General features: G+C 64.2%; 23 protein-coding genes. 11 read left to right on the top strand and 12 right to left on the bottom strand.

The window, feature by feature from the left end:
• Positions 1–60: 60 nt before the first annotated feature.
• Positions 61–930: a MurR/RpiR family transcriptional regulator gene (locus SM130_RS03885; protein WP_102824501.1), complete on the top strand. Its 870-nt coding sequence runs from the start codon at positions 61–63 to the stop codon at positions 928–930.
• Between the two features lie 74 nt (positions 931–1,004).
• Here the strand turns inward: SM130_RS03885 and SM130_RS03880 are convergent, their stop codons facing one another.
• The 4 genes from SM130_RS03880 to mdtD form a co-directional block, all read right to left on the bottom strand.
• On the bottom strand, positions 1,005–1,964 hold the full coding sequence (locus SM130_RS03880) for a glucokinase (RefSeq protein WP_102824500.1): 960 nt from the start codon (positions 1,962–1,964) through the stop codon (positions 1,005–1,007).
• Positions 1,961–3,787, bottom strand: a complete 1,827-nt coding sequence (edd, locus tag SM130_RS03875) for a phosphogluconate dehydratase (protein WP_102824499.1) — start codon at positions 3,785–3,787, stop codon at positions 1,961–1,963. Before edd ends, SM130_RS03880 begins: the two co-directional genes overlap by 4 nt.
• Before the next feature lie 97 nt (positions 3,788–3,884).
• The gene (locus tag SM130_RS03870) at positions 3,885–4,145 is read right to left on the bottom strand and encodes a hypothetical protein (RefSeq protein WP_102824498.1); all 261 of its coding nucleotides are present in this window, start codon (positions 4,143–4,145) and stop codon (positions 3,885–3,887) included.
• Positions 4,146–4,376: 231 nt separating this feature from the next.
• Positions 4,377–5,804, bottom strand: a complete 1,428-nt coding sequence (mdtD, locus tag SM130_RS03865; RefSeq protein WP_102824497.1) for a multidrug transporter subunit MdtD — start codon at positions 5,802–5,804, stop codon at positions 4,377–4,379.
• A 273-nt stretch (positions 5,805–6,077) separates the two neighbouring features.
• Here mdtD and SM130_RS03860 point away from each other — a divergent pair, with 273 nt between their 5' ends.
• Genes SM130_RS03860 through SM130_RS03845 form a run of 4 tightly spaced genes read left to right on the top strand, consistent with a single transcriptional unit; the run spans position 6,078 to position 9,194 of the window.
• Positions 6,078–6,611, top strand: a complete 534-nt coding sequence (locus tag SM130_RS03860; protein WP_102824496.1) for an iron transporter — start codon at positions 6,078–6,080, stop codon at positions 6,609–6,611.
• On the top strand, positions 6,611–6,949 hold the full coding sequence (locus tag SM130_RS03855; protein WP_102824495.1) for a cupredoxin domain-containing protein: 339 nt from the start codon (positions 6,611–6,613) through the stop codon (positions 6,947–6,949). Before SM130_RS03860 ends, SM130_RS03855 begins: the two co-directional genes overlap by 1 nt.
• A gap of 17 nt (positions 6,950–6,966) precedes the next feature.
• Positions 6,967–7,824: an FTR1 family iron permease gene (locus SM130_RS03850; protein ID WP_102824494.1), complete on the top strand. Its 858-nt coding sequence runs from the start codon at positions 6,967–6,969 to the stop codon at positions 7,822–7,824.
• Entirely contained in the window at positions 7,821–9,194 is a 1,374-nt protein-coding gene (locus SM130_RS03845) for a 4Fe-4S binding protein (RefSeq protein ID WP_102824642.1), read from the top strand. The genes SM130_RS03850 and SM130_RS03845 overlap by 4 nt, the downstream gene beginning before the upstream one ends.
• A 177-nt stretch (positions 9,195–9,371) precedes the next feature.
• On the opposite strand, the gene SM130_RS03840 is transcribed toward SM130_RS03845, so the two are convergent.
• From SM130_RS03840 to SM130_RS03830, 3 genes are all read right to left on the bottom strand, one after another.
• Positions 9,372–10,067 (bottom strand): anaerobic ribonucleoside-triphosphate reductase activating protein, encoded by a 696-nt coding sequence (locus SM130_RS03840; RefSeq protein ID WP_102824493.1) that lies wholly within the window; start codon positions 10,065–10,067, stop codon positions 9,372–9,374.
• Entirely contained in the window at positions 10,064–10,219 is a 156-nt protein-coding gene (nrdD, locus tag SM130_RS03835; protein WP_003279708.1) for an anaerobic ribonucleoside-triphosphate reductase, read from the bottom strand. The genes SM130_RS03840 and nrdD overlap by 4 nt, the downstream gene beginning before the upstream one ends.
• A gap of 73 nt (positions 10,220–10,292) precedes the next feature.
• Complete coding sequence (locus tag SM130_RS03830) at positions 10,293–12,311, bottom strand: ribonucleoside triphosphate reductase (protein ID WP_102824492.1); 2,019 nt, start codon at positions 12,309–12,311, stop codon at positions 10,293–10,295.
• Positions 12,312–12,542: 231 nt separating this feature from the next.
• On the opposite strand from SM130_RS03830, the gene SM130_RS03825 reads away from it, so the two are divergent.
• Both SM130_RS03825 and SM130_RS03820 read left to right on the top strand, forming a co-directional pair.
• Positions 12,543–13,220: a Crp/Fnr family transcriptional regulator gene (locus SM130_RS03825; RefSeq protein WP_102824491.1), complete on the top strand. Its 678-nt coding sequence runs from the start codon at positions 12,543–12,545 to the stop codon at positions 13,218–13,220.
• A gap of 99 nt (positions 13,221–13,319) precedes the next feature.
• Complete coding sequence (locus tag SM130_RS03820) at positions 13,320–13,703, top strand: putative zinc-binding protein (protein ID WP_102824641.1); 384 nt, start codon at positions 13,320–13,322, stop codon at positions 13,701–13,703.
• Between the two features lie 173 nt (positions 13,704–13,876).
• Here SM130_RS03820 and ubiT read toward each other — a convergent pair whose 3' ends face one another.
• The 5 genes from ubiT to norR form a co-directional block, all read right to left on the bottom strand.
• Entirely contained in the window at positions 13,877–14,371 is a 495-nt protein-coding gene (ubiT, locus tag SM130_RS03815) for a ubiquinone anaerobic biosynthesis accessory factor UbiT (protein WP_102824490.1), read from the bottom strand.
• Positions 14,365–15,255 (bottom strand): U32 family peptidase, encoded by an 891-nt coding sequence (locus tag SM130_RS03810; protein WP_102824489.1) that lies wholly within the window; start codon positions 15,253–15,255, stop codon positions 14,365–14,367. The genes ubiT and SM130_RS03810 overlap by 7 nt, the downstream gene beginning before the upstream one ends.
• Before the next feature lie 14 nt (positions 15,256–15,269).
• A complete protein-coding gene (gene ubiU, locus SM130_RS03805) occupies positions 15,270–16,265 on the bottom strand; it encodes a ubiquinone anaerobic biosynthesis protein UbiU (protein ID WP_102824488.1) in 996 nt (331 codons plus the stop codon).
• Between the two features lie 204 nt (positions 16,266–16,469).
• Complete coding sequence (locus SM130_RS03800) at positions 16,470–16,679, bottom strand: hypothetical protein (RefSeq protein ID WP_102824487.1); 210 nt, start codon at positions 16,677–16,679, stop codon at positions 16,470–16,472.
• A gap of 74 nt (positions 16,680–16,753) precedes the next feature.
• On the bottom strand, positions 16,754–18,280 hold the full coding sequence (gene norR, locus SM130_RS03795; protein ID WP_102824486.1) for a nitric oxide reductase transcriptional regulator NorR: 1,527 nt from the start codon (positions 18,278–18,280) through the stop codon (positions 16,754–16,756).
• A gap of 144 nt (positions 18,281–18,424) precedes the next feature.
• Between norR and ytfE the strand changes: the two genes are divergently transcribed.
• From ytfE to SM130_RS03775, 4 genes are all read left to right on the top strand, one after another.
• Complete coding sequence (gene ytfE, locus SM130_RS03790; RefSeq protein WP_102824485.1) at positions 18,425–19,129, top strand: iron-sulfur cluster repair protein YtfE; 705 nt, start codon at positions 18,425–18,427, stop codon at positions 19,127–19,129.
• The gene (locus tag SM130_RS03785; protein WP_102824484.1) at positions 19,126–19,647 is read left to right on the top strand and encodes a DnrO protein; all 522 of its coding nucleotides are present in this window, start codon (positions 19,126–19,128) and stop codon (positions 19,645–19,647) included. Before ytfE ends, SM130_RS03785 begins: the two co-directional genes overlap by 4 nt.
• Positions 19,648–19,783: 136 nt before the next feature.
• Positions 19,784–20,467: a Crp/Fnr family transcriptional regulator gene (locus tag SM130_RS03780; protein WP_102824483.1), complete on the top strand. Its 684-nt coding sequence runs from the start codon at positions 19,784–19,786 to the stop codon at positions 20,465–20,467.
• Between the two features lie 142 nt (positions 20,468–20,609).
• Positions 20,610–20,801 (top strand): DnrP protein, encoded by a 192-nt coding sequence (locus SM130_RS03775; protein WP_102824482.1) that lies wholly within the window; start codon positions 20,610–20,612, stop codon positions 20,799–20,801.
• Positions 20,802–21,085: the final 284 nt, after the last annotated feature.

The following is a 21,085-nucleotide window of genomic DNA, read 5'->3' as shown; positions in this document are numbered from 1 at the left end:
CGCTCCGCACCCTGCTCAGTAGCATAGGCCACCCCTTTCGCAAGCCGCATCAGGACTGACATGGACCGCGTACACAACCTGCTTGAGCAGATCCAGCGCCGCATCGAAGACCTCAACAAGGCCGAGCGCAAGGTCGCCGAGGTGATCCTGCGCAATCCGCAGCAGGCCACTCGCTTCAGCATCGCCACCCTGGCACAGACCGCCCAGGTCAGCGAGCCTACGGTCAACCGCTTCTGCCGCTCGTTTGGCGTCAGCGGTTATCCCGAGCTGAAGATGCAGCTGGCGCAAAGCCTCGCCAGCGGCGCCGCCTATGTAAGCCAGGCGGTAGAACCGGACGACGGCCCGGCGGAATACACGCGCAAGATTTTCGGCTCGGCCATCGCCTCGCTGGACAGCGCCTGCCAGAGCCTCGACCCGCAGCTGGTCAGCCGCGCCGTCGACCTGATGATCCAGGCCCGGCAGATCCACTTCTTCGGCCTCGGCGCCTCGGCCTCGGTGGCGCTGGATGCGCAGCACAAATTCTTCCGCTTCAACCTGGCAGTGACCGCCCATTCGGACGTGCTGATGCAGCGCATGCTGGCCTCGGTAGCGCATACCGGCGAGCTGTTCGTGATCATTTCCTACACCGGGCGCACCCGCGAATTGGTAGAGGTGGCACGTATCGCGCGGCAGAACGGCGCCTCGGTACTCGGCCTGACCGCCGCCGGCTCGCCACTGGCGCAGGCCAGCACGCTGAGCCTGAACATTCCGCTTCCCGAGGACACCGACATCTACATGCCAATGACCTCACGCATCATCCAACTCACCGTACTCGACGTGCTCGCTACCGGCATGACCCTGCGCCGTGGCGTGGATTTCCAGCCGCATCTGCGCAAGGTGAAGGAAAGCCTCAATGCCAGCCGCTATCCAGCGAATGAAGAACCGGGCTAAAGAAACCGAGGCAGCGCGGACGCGGGATGTTGCTATAACAACATCCCGCCATCACCACGCCCAATACCGCCAGATCAGCGCGCCAGCGCCTGCTCCAGCGCCACGCCGGCGCCTTCCAGCCCCGGATATTCAGCGGTAACCAGCCACACCGGTACGTCGCCGAGATAGCCACTCATGCAGCCCTTGCTGGCGAAGCCGCGGGCGAAACCACTGGCCGCGAAGAAATCGGCGAAACGCGGCACCACACCGCCGACGATATACACCCCTCCCCGCGCGCCGAGCGTGAGCACGTTGTTGCCGGCGACCCGCCCGAGCCAGACACAGAACTGCTCCAAGGCCGCCACCGCCACATGATCACCCGCAAGCGCAGCCGCCGTAACCTCCGCCGGCGACGCCAGTCGGGGCATCAAACCGGCCAAGCCGCAGACCGCACGATAGAGCAACAACAGGCCACCGCCACTGAGTACGTCTTCGGCGCGCACATGGCCAAGCTGAGCGAACAGCACCTGCCACAGCGCCGCCTCATGCGCATCCGCCACTGGCAGATCGACGTGTCCGCCCTCCCCCGGCAGCGCGCGCCAATTACCGCCACCCAAGGGCAGCAACGCGGCGACACCAAGCCCCGTGCCCGGCCCGATGACCAATGCCGGCGCATCCGGCTCGGCCTCGCCGGCGCAGATCATGCGGCGCTCCGCCTCGCCCACCCGCGTCATACCCAGCGCCATCGCGGCGAAGTCATTGATCAGCAGCAGCTCGTCCAGCTGCAGGGCACCGCAAAAGTCGCTTCGCGTCAGCCGCCAGTGATTGTTGGTGAAGGTGAACTGCTCGCCCTTGACCGGTCCGGCACAGGCCAGGCACATGGCGCGAATGCTGCCCGGCGCCAGGCCGAGCGTTGACAGGTAATGTTCGACTGCCTGCTCCGGGGTTTCGAAATCCGCCGCGGCCAGTACCCGCACCGACTCAAGCTGCGAGTCGCGCCACAGGGCAAAACGCGCATTGGTGCCGCCGATATCACCGACCAGCGCCAGCGTCATCGCAGCGCCTCCAGCCCGGCGGTGAATACGCTGGCGCCCTGCTCGGCGGAACTGAACGCAGCCCGCATAAAGCCGAACAGCTCGCGCCCGCAACCCTGCACCTGCGCGGCAGGCGCCGCTACCGGGGAACGATCGGCCAGCTCCGCGGCATCGACCAGCACCTCGAGCACGCCACTTTGCCCATCCACACGCAGCAGATCACCGTCACGCAAGCGCGCCAGCGGCCCGCCATCGATGGCTTCGGGACACACATGAATTGCCGCCGGGACCTTGCCCGACGCACCGGACATGCGCCCGTCGGTAACCAGCGCGACCTTGAAACCGCGGTCCTGCAGCAGACCGAGATAGGGCGTCAGCTTGTGCAACTCGGGCATGCCGTTGGCACGTGGCCCCTGGAAGCGCACCACCGCAATGAAGTCGCGCTCCAGCTCGCCCGCCTTGAATGCCTCGACCAACTCCAGCTGATCGGCAAAGACTCGCGCCGGCGCCTCCACGACGCGATGCTCGGGAGCCACGGCAGACACCTTCATCACGCCGCGACCGAGATTGCCGCTCATCACCCGCAGACCGCCTTCGGCAGAAAACGGCCGAGCGACCGGCCGCAGGAGGCTTTCGTCCAGGCTCGCCGCCGCGCCTTCACGCCAGGTCAGCCGACCGTCTTCGAGGAAGGGCTCCTGGGTGTAGCGATTGAGCCCACGGCCCATCACGGTATGCACATCCTCGTGCAGCAGGCCGGCCGCGAGCAGCTCGCGCACCAGCACCGCTACACCGCCCGCAGCATGGAAATGATTGATGTCGGCCGAGCCGTTGGGATAGACCCGGGCCAGCGTTGGCACCACGGCGGAGAGGTCGGCCATGTCCTGCCAGGTCAGCTGGATGCCGGCCGCCTGGGCAATGGCCGGCATGTGCAGGGTGTGGTTGGTCGAGCCGCCGGTGGCATGCAGCGCGACGATGGCGTTGACCAGCACACGCTCGTCGACCAGCTCACCCAGCGGCGTGAAGCTGCCACCCTGCGGCGTCAGTCGAGTGACTTGGTGCGCCGCCTCGGCGGTCAGCGCATCGCGCAATGGCGTGCCCGGATTGACGAAGGACGACCCCGGCAGATGCAGACCCATCACTTCCATCAGCATCTGGTTGGTGTTGGCGGTGCCGTAGAACGTGCAGGTGCCAGGGCTGTGGTAGGCCTGCATCTCCGCCGCCAGCAGTTCATCGCGACTGGCCTTGCCTTCGGCATAGCGCTGGCGCACCGCGGCCTTGTCCTTGTTGGCCAGGCCGGATGGCATCGGCCCGGCCGGCACGAACACGGCCGGCAGATGACCGAAGCGCAGCGCGCCGATCAGCAGCCCGGGAACGATCTTGTCGCAGATACCGAGCAACAGCGCCGCATCGAACAGGTTGTGCGACAACGCCACCGCGGTGCTCATGGCGATCACCTCGCGACTGGCAATGGCCAGCTCCATTCCCGGCTCGCCCTGGGTGACGCCATCACACATCGCCGGCACGCCGCCCGCCACCTGTCCCACCGAGCCGATGTCGCGCAGCGCCTGGCGCAGGCGTTCGGGGTAGTCCTCGTACGGCTGATGAGCCGAAAGCATGTCGTTGTAGGCGGTGACGATGGCGACGTTGGCCGCATCCGGCAGGCGCAGGCGCTGCTTGTCCTGCGCACCGCAACCGGCAACGCCGTGGGCGAAGTTCGCGCATTGCGCCCCGTTGCGCGCGGGGCCAGCACTGGCAGCGCCGCGAATCATGGCGAGATATGGCTCGCGCGTCGGGCGGCTGCGCTCGATCAGGCGCTGGGTGACTTCGACGACTACGGGATGCATGAAACCTCCTATTTGTAGTTTTTATAAACAATAGGTCGGAATCATAACGGCGAATCAGGCGGCTTCGAAGAAATATGTTTGTTTAAACAACAAACAATCAACCGCGCAACAGTTCCAGCTGACGGCGCAGCTGGGCAACATGGGCTTTTTCCGCCCGTAGCCCCGAGGTCAATTCAGCCTTGTCCTGTTCCAGACGCACGATCACCTGGCCGAGGCCATCCAGCAGCTCGCGCAATACCGTCAGCTCACGGCACTGGCTTTGCCGCCCCATCCATAGCAACCAGAGCAATACCAATAGCACCATCACGCTGCACAGCGAGGTGCCGATCAATAGCCAGGCTAGGCTCATTGCACTCATCGTTTCGCTCCTTTGATAACGGCGCAGTGCCGCTTCAGAGCCTCAACGATATGTAGCTTATGACGACAGGTCGATAATGTTTACTTGAACAGGTAAACAATTGCAGCGGGTCTTTGCGATGAGCCGATGGCCATGACGGCCATATCCCGCTCAGCTCGGTAGGCGCTGCGCCAGCCTGACGCAGCGCTCAAGCAACCACCTGTCGTGAAACATTACAGATAGGCGTCGGCGCTATTCACCGACATCCACCGAACGCCGCGGATCGTCAGCCTGAGCGGGATCGCGATGTTCCAGTTGCAGGAACAACGCGGCAGCCAGCATTGCCATGCCGCCGACGCAGAGGAAGGTCAGCTGGAATGCATGCAGCACTTCGCTGCCCTGGGCGTCATCCACCGTGAAGCCACCGAGCAGCGCACCGGCAGTGGCGACACCAAGGCTCATCGACAACTGCACCACCACCGACAACAGGCTGTTACCGCTGCTGGCATCGGCATGGCTGAGGCCGACCAGGGTGACGGTGTTCATCGCGGTGAACTGCATCGAGTTGACCATGCCGATCAGCCCGAGGTGCACCAGCAGCAGCCAGGTCGGCGTGAGCGTATCGATGGTCGCCAGACTGGCGATCAGGCAGCCAAGCAGCAGGGTGTTGCCGATCAGCAGGCGGCGATAACCGAGGCGGTCGATGATCGGCTTGGCCAGGGACTTCACTGCCATCGCCCCGAGTGCCAGCGGGATCATGCTCATCCCGGCCTGCGCCGGCGAATAGCCCAGCGCCACCTGCAGCAGCAGCGGCAGCAGGAACGGCAACGCGCCGCCGCCCAATCGGGCGAACAGGTTGCCGAAGATACCCACGGCAAAGCTGCGCGTATGGAACAGTGCCGGACTGAACAGCGGCGCGCTGATGCGCCCCGCGCGCAGCCAGTAAGCGGCCATGCACGCCGCGCCTGCGAACAGCAGCAGCATCACGTGAGCATGCGACATGTGCATATGACCGAGCCCTTCAAGAGCGATAGTGACCAGCACCATCGCCGCGCCGAACAGCACGAAGCCCAGCGTATCGAAGCGCACCCGCTCGGGGCCCTTCAGATCCGGCATGAAACGCAGCGCAGCGATACAGCCGATCACCCCCACCGGCAGATTGATTAGGAAGATCCAGTGCCAGGAGGCGTACTCCACCAGCCAGCCGCCCAGGGTTGGCCCAAGCAGCGGGCCGACCAGCCCCGGCAGCGCGATGAAGGCCATGATCCGCACGAAGTCGCTGCGCGGAAACGCCCGCAGCACCACCAACCGCCCCACCGGCAGCATCAATGCACCGCCCAGCCCCTGCAGCACACGGGACGCCACCAGCTGGTTGAAGCTGGTGGACAGCGCGCAGAACAGCGAGCCCACGGAGAACAGCACGATGGCGGTAACGAAGATGCGCCGGCTGCCGAAGCGGTCGGCGATCCAGCCGGACGCCGGAATCAGCAGCGCCACGGTCAGCATGTAGGCGATCACCACGCCCTGCATGCGCAGCGGGTTTTCCGCCAGATCACGCGCCATGGCCGGCAGCGCGGTGTTGAGAATGGTGCCGTCGAGCGTCTGCATGAAGAAGGCGATCGCCACCAGCCACGGCAGGATCCGTGCGGCGCGGGCGTCGAGAGCTACGGGCGGTTGCATGAAGGCCCCGGATACGAAAAGTGCACCATGTTAGAGGATTCGTTCGATGCAGGTTCGCAACGCGCCGCTCGTTGGCGGGCAACCAGGCTTACTGTGACGACTGGTCGCAGCTCGGCTACAGCCCCCGCGAGCAGCGGTTTGTAGTGACATTCGGATTTGCATACAGCCACCGGTAACAAAATATTTCTTGGGAAATTGACGCGAATCATTATCATTCGAAGGCGCAAGTGCAATCTTCTCTCCGTCCTTTTCTGCTTTCCGGAGGCTCCCCAAATGCGCATCCCCGCCACTCTGGCTATCACCACCTTGCTGCTCACCCCGCTCGCCCAGGCGAAGGAATACCCCATCGGCGAACCGCAACAGTGCGGCGGCATGGAGGTCGGCGCGGTGTATCTGCAGCCGGTCGAAATGGACCCGCCGGGCATGATGCGCGCCGCCGCCGAGTCCGACGTCCATCTGGAAGCCGATATCAGCGCCACCGAAGACAACCGCAACGGCTGGCAGGAAGGCAGCTTCGTGCCGTATCTGAGCATCCACTACACGCTGCGCAAGAAAGGCTCCGACGAGGTGGTGGAGGGCGAATTCCATCCGATGGTGGCCAACGATGGGCCGCACTACGGTGACAACGTCAAGCTGCTCGGCCCAGGCAAATACCAGCTGACCTACAAGATTCTTCCGCCAGGCTCGGGGCACAACATGTTCGGTCGCCACACCGACAAGGAAACCGGCGTCGCGCCCTGGTTCGAAGGCTGCGAGCTGAGCTACGAGTTCACCTATGCCGGCATCGGCAAGAAAGGGGGCTACTGATGCGCCGCGCCGGGCAAGCGCTGCTCGGCATGTTGCCGTTGCTTGCCGGGCTTGCTGGCCCGGCTCAGGCAGCGCTGCCGACGTATGAGCTGACCATCCGCGACGGCCACTTCGAGCCGGCAACCATCGAAGTGCCGGCCCGCCAGCGCTTCAAGATCATCGTGCACAACGCCGGCAGCGGGCCGACGGAGTTCGAAAGCACACCGCTGCGCGTCGAGAAGGTGCTGTCACCCGGTGTGACCTCCTTCGTCGTGATCCACCCGCTCAAGCCAGGTCGCTATCCGTTCTTCGACGAATTCCATATGGATCTTCCCGAAGGCGAGATCATCGCCAAGTAGTAAAAAGGAGCACATCCATGGGCCAATCCATGTTCATCGTCTGGCGCGAAAGCGTCGAGGCCCTGCTGGTCATCGGCATCCTGCATGCCTGGCTGCGCCAGCAACCGGGCGCGGGCAATGCGCTGCGCATGCTCTGGGCCGGTGTCGCCGCCGGCCTCGGCCTGGCCGCCGCGCTGGGCTGGGGCGTGCTGCATGCAGGTGACTGGCTCGCCGGCAGCGGTGGTGAATGGTTCCAGTGCGCGATGCTGCTGGTAGCCAGCCTGCTGATCCTGCACATGGTCGGCTGGATGCATCAGCATGGCCGCACCATGAAGGCCAGCCTGCAGAACAGCGCCGCGGAAAAGCTCAGCCAGGGCAGCGGTTTCGGTTTGCTGCTACTGGCCATGCTCGCAGTGGGCCGCGAAGGCAGCGAGACGGTGGTGTTTCTCTACGGCATCGGCAACCAGCAGGAGGGGCTGGACCTCACCCGCTTCGTCATCGGCGGCGTGCTCGGTTTCATCCTCGCCCTGCTCAGCTATGCGGCTCTGCAGGCCGGCAGTCGCTACTTCAGCTGGCGGCGCTTCTTCCAGGTCAGCGAGGTGATGTTGCTGCTGCTCGGTGGCGCGTTGCTGATGGCGGCGCTGGATCGCTTCAGTGGCCAGCTGATGGGCATGGACGTACCGGAGGTGCTCTACACCGTGTTTGGCGATCCGCTCTGGGATACCTCCGCCCTGCTGGATGACGGCAGCGCGTTAGGCGGCACCATCGCGGGTCTCACTGGCTATCGCGCGATGCCTTCGCTGGCGGCGGTTGCAACCCTGGGGCTGTACTGGCTTGCCGCATGGGCCTGGCTCAAACCCCGGCCGCAGGTGCAGCTCGCTACGAGGCCGGCGTGATTACCCAAGCGCCGTGGCTGGCGCGACTCGGCGACCTGCTACGCCAGCATGCGAAGGCCATTCGCCTGCTGCAGTGGCTGGTGGTGGGCTTCTACCTGACGCTGCTGGTGCTCCCCGCCGTTCTCGATCTGCCGCCGGCCCAGGCCGGTATGCTCGACAACCTGACGGTGCTCGCGCAGTTCATCTTCTGGGGCCTCTGGTGGCCGTTCGTGCTGCTGTCGATGGTCTTCTTCGGCCGCCTGTGGTGCGGCGTGCTCTGCCCCGAGGGTTCGCTCAGCGAGTGGATCAGCTGGCGCGGGCTGAACAAGCGCACGCCGCGCTGGGTACGCTGGAGCGGCTGGCCGACCATTGCCTTCATCCTCACCACCGTCTACGGCCAGCTGATCAGCGTCTATGACTACGCCCAGGCGGCGCTGCTGATCCTCGGCGGCTCCACGGTCGCGGCGATGCTGGTGGGCTTTCTCTACGGCCGCGGCAAGCGCGTCTGGTGCCGCCATCTGTGCCCGGTCAGCGGCGTGTTCGCATTGCTCGCCCGGCTGGCGCCGGTGCATTACAAGGTCGATGAGCAGCGCTGGCTGGAAAATCGCGAACCGCACCTGCCGACACCCAACTGCGCCCCGCTGATCGACATCCGCCGCATGCAGGGCAACGCCGACTGTCACGCCTGCGGTCGCTGCAGCAGCCAACGCGGGGCGGTGCAGTTGAGTGCACGCTCGCCGAACGCGGAAATTCTCATCGTCGGTGGCCAGCAGCAAAGCAATCACTGGGACAGCACGCTGTTGCTGTTCGGCATGATCGGCCTGGCCATGGGCGCCTTCCAGTGGACGGTCAGTCCCTGGTTCATCACCCTCAAGCAAGCCGCGGCGGAATGGCTGGTGGACCGCGACATCTTCTGGCCGCTGGAAGCCAACGCCCCCTGGTGGCTGCTGACCCACTATCCGCAGGCCAACGATGCCTTCACCTGGCTCGATGGGGCAGTGATCCTCACCTATATCTTCGGCGCCTCGTTGCTCGTCGGCGGCGCGCTATGGCTGCTGCTGCGCGCTGCCGTGCGAGTAATGCGCCGTGGCGACAACGTGTTCCAGCACCTGGCATTGGCGCTGGTCCCGCTGGGCGGCGCCGGGCTGTTCCTCGGCCTTTCCGCGACGACAGTGAAGCTGCTGCGCTACGAAGGCTTCCTGCTGGCCTGGGCACAACCGGCGCGCGCCGCGCTGCTGATCGGCGCCGTGCTCTGGAGCCTGTACCTGGCCTGGAACGTGATCAGCCGTCACGGCGGCAACGGCCTGCGCCGGTTGCTGGCGTTTGCCTGCGTCAACGCCAGCTGCGTACTGGTGGGCTATGGCTGGTGGTTGCAGTTCTGGGGCTGGTGAGTAGCCTGAACATGTTGGGCTAGAGCCCATCCCCGATGGGACTGCAGCACCGGCAGGCGTAGGGTGGGCTTCAGCCCACCAGAATCTCTTCAACGCCCCGCACGGTGGGCTAAAGCCCACCCTACAGAGCCAAGCCTAGCGCGCAAGCACGCGTGGATAAGGTACTCGCCACACTCGCTAGCCGCGCAAAACGAACGAAGGAAACAACCGATCCAGCCGCTCCCACAGTCGCTGCTGATCGTAGGGCGCACGGCTTTCGGCGAGGCTGTCGTCAAACATCCGCGCGGTGCGCACGCATTGCACGGCGAAGCGTTCGACCCCCAGCCGGCGCAAGCGCTGGGCCATGTCCCAGAGGGTATCGGCGTCGAACAGCTGCCAATGCACAGTGGTCCGGCATTCATGCTCGACGCCGCTGTCCAGCAGGTGTTGGAGGCTCTTCCAGTTGGCCTTGCCGCTACCATCCACGCCGGTGATCGCCGTGCTGTGCTCGGGCAGTGCCTTGATGTCGAAACCGACCCAATCGACCAGTGGCAGGATGTTGGCGAACAGCTTCGGCTTGATGCCCGCACTGTGCAGGCCGACCTTGTAGCCCAGCGCCCGCACCTGAGCGATCGCCTCGGGCAGCGCGGTCTGCAGGGTCGGCTCACCACCGCTGAACACCACCGCCTCGAGCAGGCCGACGCGTTGTTCGAGGAAGGTGAGGATTTCCGACCAGGGCTTTTCCTCACTGCCACAGGCGGGGATCAGTTGCGGGTTGTGACAGTAGCGGCAGCGCCAGCCGCAACCCTGGCAGAACAGCACACAGGCCAGATGGTCGGGGAAATCCAGCGTGGTCAGGGGGACCAGCCCCCCGACGCGAAGTGCTGCGGTCACCGCGCCGCAGCTTCGGTGAAATGCAGCCGCTCGCGGTGCTCGGACTGCTTGCCCGGGTTGAACGCGGTAACCGGGCGGTGATAGCCCATTACGCGGGTCCAGACTTCGCAACGCTGGCGCTGGTCCTGGGGCAGTTGGCTGGCTGGGTTCATGGTGACGCTCCTTTATTGAGGGTTAAGTATGCGGCGCCGCACCTGACGGGGCGGCGTGACATGGGATCGCAGATCAGACGGCTACGACCGCGGCAGCCTGCCGCTTGTGCAGCAGTGCCTCATCACACTTCGGACAGAACTCGTGCTCGCCGGCCAGATAACCGTGCACCGGGCAGATCGAGAAGGTCGGCGTTACCGTCAGGTAAGGCAGCCGGTAGCGCGACAGGGCGTTGCGCACCAGCTTCTTGCAGGCCTCGGCGGAGGAAATCTGCTCGGCCATATAGAGGTGCAGCACGGTGCCGCCGGTGTATTTGCACTGCAGTTCGTCCTGCAGCTCCAGGGCCTCGAACGGGTCATCGGTGTAACCCACCGGCAGCTGCGAGGAGTTGGTGTAGTACGGCGCCTCCACGGAGCCGGCCTGGAGAATGTCGGGGAAGCGCTTGCGGTCTTCCTTGGCGAAACGATAGGTGGTGCCTTCGGCCGGCGTCGCCTCGAGGTTGTAGAGGTGCCCGGTATCTTCCTGAAACTGCACCAGTCGCGCCCGCACATGGTCGAGCACCTCGATCGCCAACGCTCGGCCGGGCGCAGTTTGCAGCCCCTCGGCGTCGTCGGTGAAGTTGCGCACCATCTCGTGAAGGCCGTTCACACCGATGGTGGAGAAGTGATTGCGCAGGGTGCCGAGGTAACGCTTGGTGTATGGGTAGAGGCCGGCATCCATGTGGTTCTGAATGACCTTGCGCTTGACCTCAAGGCTCTGCCGCGCCATGTCCAGCAGCGCATCCAGCTGTTCCAGCAGAGCCGCCTTGTCGCCGCGATAGAGATAGCCCAGCCGCGCACAGTTGACCGTCACCACCCCGAGCGAGCCGGTCTGCTCGGCTGAGCCGAACAGCCCGCCGCCGCGCTTGAGCAGCTCGCGGACGTCCAGCTGCAGGCGGCAGCACATTGAGCGCACCTGGTTGGGCTGCATGTCCGAGTTGAGGAAGTTCTGGAAGTACGGCAACCCGTAGCGTGCGGTCATCTCGAACAGGCGGTCAGCGTTCTCGCTGTCCCAGGGAAAGTCGTGGGTGATGTTGTAGGTAGGTATTGGAAAGGTGAACACCCGGCCAAGGCCGTCGCCAGCCTGCATTACTTCTATATAGGCGCGGTTGATCAGCTCCATCTCGGCCTGCAGATCGCCGTAGGCGAAAGGCATCTCCTCACCACCGATATAGGGGATCTGCTCGCGCAGGTCCTCGGGGCAGACCCAGTCGAAGGTCAGGTTGGTGAACGGCGTCTGCGTACCCCAGCGAGACGGCACGTTGAGGTTGTAGATGAATTCCTGGATCGCCTGACGGATCTCGCGGTAACCGAGATTGTCCTTGCGCACGAACGGCGCGAGGTAGGTATCGAAGCTACTGAACGCCTGGGCGCCGGCCCACTCGTTCTGCAGCGTGCCGAGGAAGTTGACCATCTGCCCCAGCGCGCTGGAGAGATGCTTGGGCGGGCCGGACTCGACGCGTCCAGGAATACCGTTGAAGCCCTCGTTGAGCAGCGTGCGCAATGACCAGCCGGCACAATAGCCGGCGAGCATGTCCAGGTCGTGAATATGCAGATCGCCTTCGCGGTGGGCCGTGCCGATTGCCGGGCTGTAGACCTCGTCCAGCCAGTAGTTGGCGGTGACCTTGCCGGACACATTGAGGATCAGTCCGCCGAGCGAGTAACCCTGATTGGCATTGGCCCGTACTCGCCAGTCCTCTCGCGAGAGGTATTCGTTCATCGAGGCAGCCACATCGACCACCGCCTTGCGGTCGCGGCGCAGGCGCGCATGACGTTCGCGGTAGACGATATAGGCGCGGGCGGTATCGAAGTAGCCGGCAGCCATCAGCGCGCGCTCGACCCCATCCTGCACCTGCTCTACTTCAACCGCCGTGCGATGGGCCAACTGCATGCGAACGGCCTCGGCCAGCGCCTGTGCCACCGGAGCCTCGAACTCGCCAGTCGCCGCGCCGGCGGTCGCGATTGCACGCGCAATCTTGTCCACTTCGAATGCTGCCAGCCGTCCGTCACGCTTGCGCAGCGAAACCGGTTTTGCCACTTCTGCCTGCCTGGGCATCAACGCCTCCATAACCATATGTAGTGTGTTTTTGTCTTATAGACACAATATGGTGTGACTTTAGAGGCGTAACGCGGTTACCAAATTGACCAGCGTCAAGCATCCCCGAGTGACTGCCAAACGGCCTCCGCACGCCATGACGGGCAGACTTGTCTGCGATCAAGGAAGCGCCAGACGCCTGCCTCCTAGGATGAAGGCTGATAAAACCCGGGCCAGTCCGGGGGAGGACACATGCTCACCGAAAAAACCCTGGTGGCCGAGCTGCGCCGCCACCATCTGTTCAGCCGACTGCCTGAGGCCGCGCTACAGGAGGTGTGTACCTCAGCCAACCTGAAGCGCCTGCCGGCCGGGGCGGCGCTGTTTCATCAGGGCGACAAGGCCGATCGCTTCTATTTCCTGTTCAGCGGACAGATCAAGCTGCACCGCGTCGTCTGCGATGGGCAGGAGAAGCTGGTGGAGGTAATGCGTGCCGGAGAATCCTTTGCCGAAGCCCTGCTGTTCAAGGGCACACCCAGCTACCCGGTCAGCGCGACAGCACTCAAGGCCAGCCTGGTGGCGAGCCTGAACGGCCCGCATTACCGGCGCATTCTCGAGCAGCACCCGGACATCTGCCTGGACATCCTGGCCACCCTGAGCATCCGCCTGCACCAGCGCATGACCGAGATCGACACGCTCACCCTGGCCAACGCCAGCCACCGAGTGGTGCGCTTCCTCGCGCAATCGCAACAGGATGACAGCGGCGTGGTGATGCTCGACGTACCCAAGCGGCTGATCGCATCGAAGCTCGGCATCCAGCCGGAAACCTTCTCGCGCATCCTGCATCGGCTGATCGATGCCGGAACCATTTCCGTCCAGCGACGGCGCATCGAGATTCTCGACAACCGCAAGCTGGCCGCCTATGACGAGTGAGCGGCGGCAGATCTTCCCGCAGCGCCTGATGGCTGTCGAAGCCACTTACCGGCGTGCCGTTAATGGCCCGCATCGTGCCACTGCCAGGAGAACGCTGTGATCACCACCACGCCCCTGCCCTTGGTCTATTCCTGTTCCGGCTGTTCGAATGTCGCTCAGCTGGCCAACACCCTGGCGGTTCGCCTCGACCGCGCCGGGCTCGCGGAAATGTCCTGTATCGCCGGTGTCGGCGGACGGGTCGCTGCGCTGGTAAAGAAGGCCAATTCCGGCCGCCCGATCCTGGCCATCGATGGCTGCCCAATGCACTGCGCCCGCGCCTGCCTGGCGCAACATGGCGTCACCCCAGACGTGCATATCACCCTCAGCAGCTACGGCCTGCGCAAACGTTATCGGGAAGATTGCAGCGAGGACGAAATCACCGCGTTGTTCGAGGACATGCGAGACATCATCGCCAGCGACCGCATGCAGCTGCACGCGAATTGACATAACCGGGATTCGACGACGGCTCGATGCCCTTAATCTAGCGCGAAGGCAGATGCGCGGCTTCCAAGGTGGGCTGAAGCCCACCGAGAAGGTAGGAGCGAGCTTTCATGGTGGGCTGCAACCCACCGCGTCAGCCACGACAGGCGCTCCATCCGCAGCGGTAAACCGCTCTGTCAGGCTCTGGCCGTCTGGGCTCGGCCAGCCGCGGCGACTTCCTCGCCGGCACCCTGCAGCAGTTTCCATAGCCAGCTCGGCAGGGTATCCGGGTCGAGGCTGTCGATCAGGTTTTTGATCGACAAGCCCAGTTCGGTGTCGCCCTCGATGACCAGGCGGCGGCGAAAGAACAGCGTATCGGGGTCTTCCTGACGGCTGGCAAGCAGCAGGAATTCGCGCCAGTTGCCGCGAATGGTTACTTCAACCGGCGCCTGAGCGGCAATGCGCAGCTGCTCGCGCTCGCAGGTCAGGCACCAGGCGAGACCGAGGTCGGCGACCTCGAGCCGCATCCAATGGCCGTCGAGCACCTCGAAGGCACCGTCGCTCAGCGCCTCGGCGAACACCTGATTGAGGCTGCGCTCCAGCGCCAGGCGCTGCAGCAGGAATGGCGTCTTGGCCGCGAGTGGCAACAGCCGCCCGCCGAGATTCACCAGATGGGCACGCGGGCTCAGCATAATCCGGCCTCCTCGGCACGCAGCATGCCAGGCTGGCCATGCCAATAACCATTGCAGCCATCCACCGCCAGCGGCGGCAATGCGCCTTTGCGCACCGCATCGAAGGCGTCAATCACCTCTTCCATGCCAGCAGCGCGAGGGCTCAGGCGCAGCAGATCGGCACCGCTGTCGACCAGGCCTGCATAGTCGGCCAGCAGGTTGCTGACCGCCGCGGACATGGTCTGGATGCCGTTGATGGTAAACAGCGCCTCGCCCTCCTGGCTCAGCAGCGGAATGCCCTCGGGGTAGTTCTGACAGCAGAACTGGCAATCATCCTTGGGGCGGTTTTCGGCACGGGCAGTGAAGCAACGCGCCGAATAGGCCAGCGGCAGATGGCCGTAGGCGAATATCTCGATCTCCGGTAATGGAACGTCCAGCTCCAGCATCTGCGCCCGGGCGCTCTTGATCAGCGCGCCGGAGGCTTCCACTGGCGGCACCCAGCGAGTCATGCCGCTGGCCACCAGCTCGGCCAGGGCATGGCCGTTGTAGAGGTTCAGCGCAGGGCCACCAACGAAGGGCAGCTTGCGCTCGGACATCAGCTGCACCGCGCCCATGTCGTTGGCCTCCACCAGTAGCTCGCCGTTGTCGCACAGGCGACGCAGGCTGGACAGCTCCGAGGCGGCCTCGACCAGCGTCAGGCCGGACAGCACCAGCTGCGCCGACGAAGCTTCCGCCAGGTCGCGGGCCAGGCCGAGCCAGTCGTCGAGCATCAGCGCGCGGCGCTTGGAGCACACGGTTTCGCCGAGATAGATCACGTCCAGCGGCTGGCTGGCCATGTTGGCGTAGAAGTCCAGCGTCTGCTGGCGATCCCAGTAGAACAGCACTGGGCCGAGAGAGAGTTTCATGGGTGACTCCTCGTTCATTGCCAGGCCCGGTGATAGGCACCCAGGGTGGTCTGCGAGCCTTCGGAAAGGCCGTCTAGCACCTGTCGCCAGCCGGGTTCGACCGCATAGCGCTGTGGCGCCTTGAGATAGCTGTCCAGTGCGGCACGCCAGACGCGGGTGACCTGCTCGACGTAGGCCGGGCTGCGCTGACGGCCCTCGATCTTCATCGCGGTGACACCGATGGCAGCGAGCTCGGGGATCAGATCCAGGGTGTTCAGACTGGTCGGCTCCTCCAGCGCATGGAAACGCTGGCCATTGACCATGAAGCGACCTTTGCACAGTGTCGGATAGCCGGCCGACTCGCCTTCGGCGTAGCGGTCGATCAGTACATCGTTCAGGCGCGAGGTCAGCCCTTCCGGCTCCTCACTCCAGCGCACCGCCTTGGCTGGCGAGCAGACACCACAGAGGTTCGGCGATTCGCCGGTCAGATAGGACGATAGATGGCAGCGCCCTTCGGCCATGATGCACAGGCTGCCGAAGGCGAATACCTCGATCGGCACCGGACTGCTCGCCGCGACCTGCTTGACCTGTTTGAGCGACAGCACCCGCGGCAGCACCGCGCGGTTGATGCCATAGCGCTCCTGATAGAAAGCCAGCGCCGCGGCATTGGTCGCCGAGCCCTGTACCGACAGGTGCAGATTGAGCTTGGGATGGCGCTTGCTGGCGTAACCCAGCACACCGGGGTCGGCCGCGATCAGGGCATCGACGCCCATGTCCGCGGCCTGATCGACCGCGCGCTGCCAGCGGTTCCAGCCATCGGGCTGGGCATAGGTATTGACCGCGATATACAGCTGGCGGCCCTTCTCGCGGATCAGCTGCAGCCCCTTGTCGAGCTGCTTTTCATCAAGATTGAGACCGGCGAAATGGCGGGCGTTGGTGTCGTCGCGAAATCCGACGTAGATGGCATCGGCGCCCTGCTGGACGGCGGCTTTGAGCGCGGGCAGGCTTCCTGCCGGGCAGACCAGGTGCATGACAACTCCTAGACATTCGGGTACATGCGCGCCACGCACCAGTGGCGCGGCGGTCGTTCGGCTGAACGGAAAACAGCCGGCAGTCTAGGCAGCTGACCATTGGCCAGCATTGATAGGGGTCAAGTTTGGTCGGACGTCGCCGCTGCGACGAAACGCAGCAGCCAGGTGCGCGCCAGCAGCGTCGTTGCTGACGGGACAATGGGCTCAGATGCCCTCGTCGCCCTCGAACTCCTCGGTGGCACGAGCGACCATCTGCCGCCACGCACCGGACTCCTCGCCCAGCAGGCGAAGGGCCTTGAGGCTCGCGGCGAAGGCGTCACGGTAGTGCAGCGGATTGTTTTCGCTGGCGGCCCGCTCGGCAAAGGTCTGCGCCTCGCTCAGCAGCGCTTCGAATTGGTTCTGGTCCAGGGCCATTGGGCTCTCCTCGGGATGGTGATGTGAGGTTAGACCATGCTGCGGCGTCTGCGACTCTCGCCGGCCGACGGGCGCTACTTGAGCTTCAGCCGCCGCGCCAGTTTGTGCAGGTTGCTCGGATCGACGTCCAGCAGACGTGCAGCCTGCGCCCAGTTCTCGCCGCTGGCCTCCAAGGCTCGGACGATGGCCTGGCGCTGCGCAGCGTCGACGGTTTGGCGCAGGGCCAGCACCTCGTCGGCGATTACTGGCTCTTCGGCCACCTGTGGCACGTGCAAGCCGGCGGTGTGGCTGTCCAGGTCCAGCAAATCGGGTTCCAGCGTGAGGATTTCGCTGCGCGACGCGCCACGACTGAGCAGCCGTAACGCCGCGCGACTGACGACGTGCTCCAGCTCGCGCACGTTGCCCGGCCAGGAATAGCCCAGCAGCGCACGCTCCGCGGCCGGCGACAGACGCATGCTGCGCAGCCCCAGGCGTGCGCGATTGAGTTCGAGGAAGTATCCGGCGAGGATCAGCACGTCGTTGCCACGCTCGCGCAATGGCGGAATCGGCGCCGGATAGACCGACAGGCGATGATAGAGATCGGCCCGAAAATGCCCGTCGCGCACGCTTTCGCGCAGATTGCGATTGGTCGCGGCGATGATGCGCACGTCTACCTGTCGCGGCTTGTCTGCACCCAGCCGCTGGATTTCTCCGTTCTGCAACGTGCGCAACAGCTTGGCCTGCACTGTCAGCGGCAGTTCACCGACTTCGTCGAGCAGTAGCGTGCCGCCATTGGCGGCATCGAAACGACCGGGCCGATCGGTAGTGGCGCCGGAGAAGGCTCCTTTTACATGGCCGAACAGCTCGCTTTCAGCAAGGGATTCAGGCAATGCCGCGCAGTTGACATGCACCAGTGGCTTGTTGCGGCGCCGCGAATGCCGATGCAGCCAGCGCGCAAACAACTCCTTGCCGACGCCAGTCTCGCCCAGCAGCAGCACCGGCAGCTCGGAATCCGCGACCACCTGCAGTTCACGCAGCAACTCGCGGATCACATCACTCTGACCGAGAATTTCACCGTCGCCATGGTCCAGGGTGGTCTCCATCACGTCGCTGCGCGCCAGGCGCAGGCCGCGATTCTCGTGCTCCAGACGGGTAACTCGCACGGCGGCTTCGATCACCAGGGTGTAGCGCTGCAGATCGCGCCGGGCATCGTCATCGAAGGTCCCGGCATGCAGCGCGTCCAGCGTCAAAGCGCCCCAGAGCTTGCCCTCGACGTAGAGGCTGACACCCATGCAGTCGTGCACCGGTAACGGTTCGCCGATGCGCTCGTCGAGCAGGCCGTCATACGGGTCTGGCAAGCGGCTGTCGGGCTCGAACCAGGTCGGCTCGCGCTGCGAGAGAATTGCCGCCAGCCGAGGGTGCTGGGCGATGACGAAACGCCGACCGAGCGCCTCCTGCACCAGCCCTACCGCCGCCAGCGGACGCAGACTGTCCTCGTCGAGGCGCAGCAGTACGACGGCGCCGCAATGGAAGTGCTGGTGCAGCGTATGAACCAAGCGCTGCAGCCTTACGGCATTGGGCAGTTCGGTAGTCAGATCGGCGAGCAGGGCGTCGGCCATCATGGTTATCTATACCCTCAGGGTTTTTGGAACCATAACCGCTAAGGGTAAAAACCACCAGCTGCGTGTCGTAGTCGCCATTTTCCGGGGCTATGCGCCTGGCACGGCTGTTGCGATGTACTGGTCATTCCATTCAGGACGGCCGCTATGACCATCGATCTCATCGACCAGACACTCGGCAATCTCGCATGTTCGGTGCCGGGTGCCACACGGATTTTTCGGCAGTTTCGCCTCGACTTCTGCTGCGGCGGCGACGTCCCACTGCGCGATGCCGCCGCGCGAATAGATGTCGACCCGCAGATCATCGCCGGCGCCCTGCTCGCCCTGGAGCCAGAGGACGCGCAAACAGACTGGCGCACCGTTCCGGCCGGCCAGCTGATCGACTATCTCCTGGCGCGTTTTCATGAGCGTCATCGCGACCAGTTCCCCGAGCTGATTCGCCTGGCCAGCCGCGTCGAACAAGTCCATGGCAGCCGCCCGGAATGCCCCAACGGCCTCGCCGAACACCTGTGGAACATGCAGCAGGAACTGGAAAGCCACATGCTCAAGGAAGAGCAGATTCTCTTCCCGATGCTGCAGCGCGGCATGCGCTTCCCGCAGGCGCAAGGGCCGATCTCGGTAATGCGCTACGAGCACGAGGAGCACGGCAACGCACTGGCACAGCTGGCAGCCCTGACCAATGACATCACTCCGCCGGCCAATGCCTGCAACACCTGGCGTGCGCTGTATCGCGGGCTGGCGGAAATGCGCGACGACCTGATGCAGCACATCCATCTGGAGAACAACGTGCTGTTCCGCAACGCCGAAGCACCGGCTGCGGGTTCGCAAACTATCGAGGTGGTTCAGTCATGAAACAGTATCTGCAACCTGTCGCCTGGGGCTTAGCCATGGTTTCGATCGTCGCGCTGGCCAGCAATTTCGCCTTGAGCATGGTGATCAACACGGCGCAAGCGGCCACAGCGCACGACCACAGCCAGCACGCACAACCGGTAGTCGCCACCAAGGCTACGCATGGAGAGCGCTGGAGCACCGACGTGGCGCTGCGCGAAGGCATGACCCGCATACACGAAGCCGTACAGCGCAGCATGCCGGACAACCCCGGCCAGCCAGTCAGTGACGAGTCAGCGGCCTCGCTGCAACGCGATATCGAAGCGGCAACCAGCTACCTGATCGCCAACTGCGAGCTGCCGGAAGCGGCTGACAACGCACTTCACGGTCTGCTGATCGATCTGCTCAAGGGCGCCGAGGCGCTGTCCGAGCCCGAGCAGCGCGAGTCCGGCCTACAACGCGTCCTCGATACTCTGGAGCGCTATCCGCAGCTGTTCGCCGAGCCGGTCTGGCGTGACGGATTCATTGCCCACTTGCATTGATCGACGCCCGGCGCGAGCAATTGTTTGGCCAGACCATGACCACCATCAAGGTCTGGCCTGCGTCATTGCACCTCACATGCGCTAGGCTGAAGGCTGACGTTTGTTGTTGTTGTTCAATTGAAACAGGACGCCTTGCATGGTGCTTCACCGAGTACACCACCAAATCCTCCGCAGCCACCACCTGTTCGAACCTCTCAACGAAGAGCAGATGGAAGAACTGCTCAACGCCAGCCAATTGCTCAACCTCGACAAGGGCGACAACCTGTTCCACCAGGGCGAGCCGGCGCACAACTTCTACTTCGTCATCTCCGGCGCAGTGAAGGTCTACCGGCTGACACCGGATGGCCAGGAGAAGGTCTTCGAGGTCATCGGCAATCGGCAGACGTTCGCCGAAGCCATGATGCTGATGGATACGCCCAACTATGTTGCCTCGGCCCAGGCGGTCTGTCCGTCGCAGGTCTACCGCTTCTCCAACGCCGCTTACATGCGCCTGCTGGAGGCCAACCAGCGCCTGACCTTCGCCTTGCTCGGCAAGCTTTGCGTACGCCTGCACCAGCGCATCAACGAGATCGAAACGCTGTCGCTGAAGAACGCCACTCACCGCGTGGTGCGTTACCTGTTGACGCAACTGGCGCGAGTGAAGGACGACAGCAACAGCTTCGAACTGCCGATGGCCAAACAGCTGGTCGCCGGACACCTGTCGATCCAGCCGGAAACCTTTTCGCGGATCATCCGCCGCTTGATCGACGAGAGCATCATCACCCAGGAAGGTCGGCAGATCGCCATCCTCGATCGTCAGCGACTCGAGCAGTTCGAGTAAAGGCGGCGCGTGCGGGCTGCCGCCTAACCGTCAGACGGGGCGCCACATGCGGCGGCGCAGCTTTTTCCGGCGGTTGATTGCGGTCAACTTCAATCAACAACCGGACATGGCAAGCTGCAACTGACGTAGAGAGGACGCCGCCATGCCCAAGTGCTTGTACTGCCAACAACCCAACCCTCCGCAGCAAGCCGAGTGCAGCAATTGCGGCATGCCGCTACCGAAACACGCCGACAGCGCTCCGGAACGCCAGCAGCGGCGCTTCCTGTGGTTTTGCATCGGCCTCACCGTCTTCTGCGCGGTGATGATCGTCTGGTTGCCACGCTATCTGTTTTAACGGCCTTCCCGACGAGGCCGTAGTCCGTAGGGTGGATCACGCTTCATAGACCCACCGAACGGTGTGCACGGCGGATGTGAAAAGCGACATCCACCCTACATGTCTGAAGCTCGCCCTACGGGTTCGCGATGAGCCGTAGCCCCCCCGCACGCGAGGTACATGGCGGCATAACCTAAAGAGACAACCACGTCGCGATCTGCTCGCCGGGACCGTAGGGTGGGCTTCAGCCCACCAGAAACCCGAAACGAGCCAGCTGTCCCAGAGAACCCCGAAGCGAAAAGCCC

Origin of the sequence: Stutzerimonas stutzeri (assembly GCF_038561965.1) — a bacterium.
In the GTDB taxonomy this organism is placed as follows: domain Bacteria; phylum Pseudomonadota; class Gammaproteobacteria; order Pseudomonadales; family Pseudomonadaceae; genus Stutzerimonas; species Stutzerimonas stutzeri_AA.
Note: the sequence above shows the minus strand (reverse complement) of the source record. Positions and strands in the feature narration are given on the sequence as shown.

What these genes read in the sequence shown, in the direction of transcription:
- SM130_RS03825 (WP_102824491.1), top strand. Translation starts at nt 12,543, where the DNA reads ATGCTCACCGAAAAAACCCTGGTGGCCGAGCTGCGCCGCCACCATCTG.
- SM130_RS03800 (WP_102824487.1), bottom strand. Translation starts at nt 16,679, where the DNA reads ATGGCCCTGGACCAGAACCAATTCGAAGCGCTGCTGAGCGAGGCGCAG.
- SM130_RS03850 (WP_102824494.1), top strand. Translation starts at nt 6,967, where the DNA reads ATGGGCCAATCCATGTTCATCGTCTGGCGCGAAAGCGTCGAGGCCCTG.
- nrdD (WP_003279708.1), bottom strand. Translation starts at nt 10,219, where the DNA reads ATGAACCCAGCCAGCCAACTGCCCCAGGACCAGCGCCAGCGTTGCGAA.
- SM130_RS03885 (WP_102824501.1), top strand. Translation starts at nt 61, where the DNA reads ATGGACCGCGTACACAACCTGCTTGAGCAGATCCAGCGCCGCATCGAA.
- SM130_RS03810 (WP_102824489.1), bottom strand. Translation starts at nt 15,255, where the DNA reads ATGAAACTCTCTCTCGGCCCAGTGCTGTTCTACTGGGATCGCCAGCAG.
- ubiU (WP_102824488.1), bottom strand. Translation starts at nt 16,265, where the DNA reads ATGCACCTGGTCTGCCCGGCAGGAAGCCTGCCCGCGCTCAAAGCCGCC.
- SM130_RS03775 (WP_102824482.1), top strand. Translation starts at nt 20,610, where the DNA reads ATGCCCAAGTGCTTGTACTGCCAACAACCCAACCCTCCGCAGCAAGCC.
- SM130_RS03870 (WP_102824498.1), bottom strand. Translation starts at nt 4,145, where the DNA reads ATGAGTGCAATGAGCCTAGCCTGGCTATTGATCGGCACCTCGCTGTGC.
- SM130_RS03830 (WP_102824492.1), bottom strand. Translation starts at nt 12,311, where the DNA reads ATGCCCAGGCAGGCAGAAGTGGCAAAACCGGTTTCGCTGCGCAAGCGT.
- norR (WP_102824486.1), bottom strand. Translation starts at nt 18,280, where the DNA reads ATGATGGCCGACGCCCTGCTCGCCGATCTGACTACCGAACTGCCCAAT.
- SM130_RS03855 (WP_102824495.1), top strand. Translation starts at nt 6,611, where the DNA reads ATGCGCCGCGCCGGGCAAGCGCTGCTCGGCATGTTGCCGTTGCTTGCC.
- SM130_RS03785 (WP_102824484.1), top strand. Translation starts at nt 19,126, where the DNA reads ATGAAACAGTATCTGCAACCTGTCGCCTGGGGCTTAGCCATGGTTTCG.
- ubiT (WP_102824490.1), bottom strand. Translation starts at nt 14,371, where the DNA reads ATGCTGAGCCCGCGTGCCCATCTGGTGAATCTCGGCGGGCGGCTGTTG.
- ytfE (WP_102824485.1), top strand. Translation starts at nt 18,425, where the DNA reads ATGACCATCGATCTCATCGACCAGACACTCGGCAATCTCGCATGTTCG.
- SM130_RS03880 (WP_102824500.1), bottom strand. Translation starts at nt 1,964, where the DNA reads ATGACGCTGGCGCTGGTCGGTGATATCGGCGGCACCAATGCGCGTTTT.
- SM130_RS03780 (WP_102824483.1), top strand. Translation starts at nt 19,784, where the DNA reads ATGGTGCTTCACCGAGTACACCACCAAATCCTCCGCAGCCACCACCTG.
- SM130_RS03860 (WP_102824496.1), top strand. Translation starts at nt 6,078, where the DNA reads ATGCGCATCCCCGCCACTCTGGCTATCACCACCTTGCTGCTCACCCCG.
- mdtD (WP_102824497.1), bottom strand. Translation starts at nt 5,804, where the DNA reads ATGCAACCGCCCGTAGCTCTCGACGCCCGCGCCGCACGGATCCTGCCG.
- edd (WP_102824499.1), bottom strand. Translation starts at nt 3,787, where the DNA reads ATGCATCCCGTAGTCGTCGAAGTCACCCAGCGCCTGATCGAGCGCAGC.